The 2500-nt window shown below is 56.8% G+C and carries 1 tRNA gene and 2 rRNA genes (1 of these 3 cut by a window edge); all 3 read right to left on the bottom strand.

The window, feature by feature from the left end:
* Positions 1-217: 217 nt before the first annotated feature.
* A tRNA-Met gene (locus BHE75_RS00005) sits at positions 218-294 on the bottom strand.
* Between the two features lie 152 nt (positions 295-446).
* Positions 447-561 (bottom strand): 5S ribosomal RNA (gene rrf / locus BHE75_RS00010).
* A 117-nt stretch (positions 562-678) separates the two neighbouring features.
* Positions 679-2500 (bottom strand): 23S ribosomal RNA (locus BHE75_RS00015); it runs 970 nt beyond the window's last position.

The raw sequence follows: 2500 nt of genomic DNA on the forward strand, positions 1-2500 counted from the left end.
GTTGCGGCGGCAGGCCGCGATATGACCCTCCAGCGCCTCCTCGCAATCGAAGGCGACAAGCCCGGCATGCTGCGACAGGGACGGCGGCGCCATGGCGTTCCGGCACGACCAGCCAGCCCAGCCGTGAGCCCGCCATGAGACGGGGGGTTTGCGGAGCAAAAAAATGCGCCGCGGGTGTGCCTGCGACGCTTTGGTGTGTGGTGGGATATGGAAGGATTGGTTGCGGGGACAGGATTTGAACCTGTGACCTTCAGGTTATGAGCCTGACGAGCTACCGGGCTGCTCCACCCCGCGACACTGATGGGCCTCAAGCGCCGGCAGCGGCGTTCCGCTGCCTTGGCTTTCCTCGCATAAGCTCGGGCGGCCGTTCGGCCTTGCGGAGCCTTTGGCTCCGGGGGCCTTTGGACATGTGAATGGGTTTTGATCTTGCTGGCGCTGGCTTCAAAGCCTGGCGACGCCCTACTCTTCCGTTGCTTAGGCAACAGTACCATCGGCGCAGTCTGGTTTCACGGCCGAGTTCGGGATGGGATCGGGTGGGTCACAGACGCTATGGCCACCAAGCTATGGAGCCAGCGCTAGCGGGATCGTTTTAGAAATCGACGTGCTTACCTTGTGCTGAGAGATTGTCCTTAATCGACGACGTCCTGATGGTCAGGGTTGTCGTTGATGGTGGGACTCATCAAGCGCGAATAGAGCAATTAGTATCGGTTAGCTCCATGGATTACTCCACTTCCACATCCGATCTATCAACGTCGTGGTCTTCGACGGCTCTATGATATCTTATCTTGAGGGAGGCTTCCCGCTTAGATGCTTTCAGCGGTTATCCCGTCCATGCATAGCTACCCTGCTGCACCGTTGGCACGATGACAGGTCCACCAGAGGCATGTTCAACCCGGTCCTCTCGTACTAGGGTCAACTCCTCTCAAATATCGACGCCCACGGCAGATAGGGACCAAACTGTCTCGCGACGTTCTGAACCCAGCTCACGTACCACTTTAATTGGCGAACAGCCAAACCCTTGGGACCTGCTCCAGCCCCAGGATGTGATGAGCCGACATCGAGGTGCCAAACAACCCCGTCGATATGAGCTCTTGGGGGTTATCAGCCTGTTATCCCCGGCGTACCTTTTATCCGTTGAGCGATGGCCCTTCCACGAGGGACCACCGGATCACTATGACCGACTTTCGTCTCTGCTCGACTTGTCAGTCTCGCAGTCAGGCTGGCTTATGCCATTGCACTCTAACAGCCGGTTTCCAACCGGCCTGAGCCAACCTTCGCGCGCCTCCGTTACTCTTTAGGAGGCGACCGCCCCAGTCAAACTACCCGCCACAGAGGGTCCCTGAACCGGTTTCACGGTCCGAGGTTAGACATCAGAAAACAACAGGGTGGTATTTCACCTATGGCTCCACTCAGGCTGGCGCCCAAGCTTCAAAGCCTCCCACCTATGCTACACAGTTCTTTCCTAATGCCACTCTGAAGCTGCAGTAAAGGTGCACGGGGTCTTTCCGTCTAACCGCGGGTACTCCGCATCTTCACGGAGAATTCAATTTCGCTGAGCATGTACTGGAGACAGTGGGGAAGTCGTTACGCCATTCGTGCAGGTCGGAACTTACCCGACAAGGAATTTCGCTACCTTAGGACCGTTATAGTTACGGCCGCCGTTTACCTGGGCTTCATTTCGGAGCTTGCACCCCTCCACTTAACCTTCAGGCACCGGGCAGGCGTCAGACCCTATACGTCGTCTTGAAGCCGACTTAGCAGAGCCCTGTGTTTTTGCTAAACAGTCGCTACCCCCTGGCCTGTGCCCCCCACAAGTGCTTGCGCATATGTGGGGCCTCCTTCTTCCGAAGGTACGGAGGCAATTTGCCGAGTTCCTTCAGTACACTTCTCTCAAGCGCCTTGGTATACTCTACCAGACCACCTGTGTCGGTTTCGGGTACGGTCTATACGGTGGGGCTATTTCCTGGAACCTCGTCGAAGCACGTCCAATCCGTTAAGGACGTACAACATAAGAGATCCGTCACACACCACCAGGCCCACGAATATTAACGTGGTTCCCATCGACTACCCCCTTCGGGCTCGTCTTAGGGGCCGGCTCACCCTGCGCGGATTAGCCTTGCGCAGGAACCCTTGGTCTTTCGGCGACAGGGCATCTCACCCTGTTTATCGCTACTCATGTCTGCATTCGCACTTCCGATACCTCCACGGCCCATTACCAGACCGCTTCACAGGCTTACGGAACGCTCCGCTACCGCGTGCACAAAGTGCACACCCTAAGCTTCGGTGCGTGTCTTGAGCCCCGTTACATCTTCGCCGCAGGAACCCTTGTTTAGACCAGTGAGCTGTTACGCTTTCTTTAAAGGATGGCTGCTTCTAAGCCAACCTCCTGGTTGTTTTGGGATTCCCACATGCTTTCCCACTTAGACACGACTTGGGGACCTTAGCTGTAGGTCAGGGCTGTTTCCCTCTTGACGACGGACCTTAGCACCCGCCGTCTGTC

Source organism: Edaphosphingomonas haloaromaticamans (assembly GCF_001853345.1).
Taxonomy (GTDB): domain Bacteria; phylum Pseudomonadota; class Alphaproteobacteria; order Sphingomonadales; family Sphingomonadaceae; genus Sphingomonas_E; species Sphingomonas_E fennica.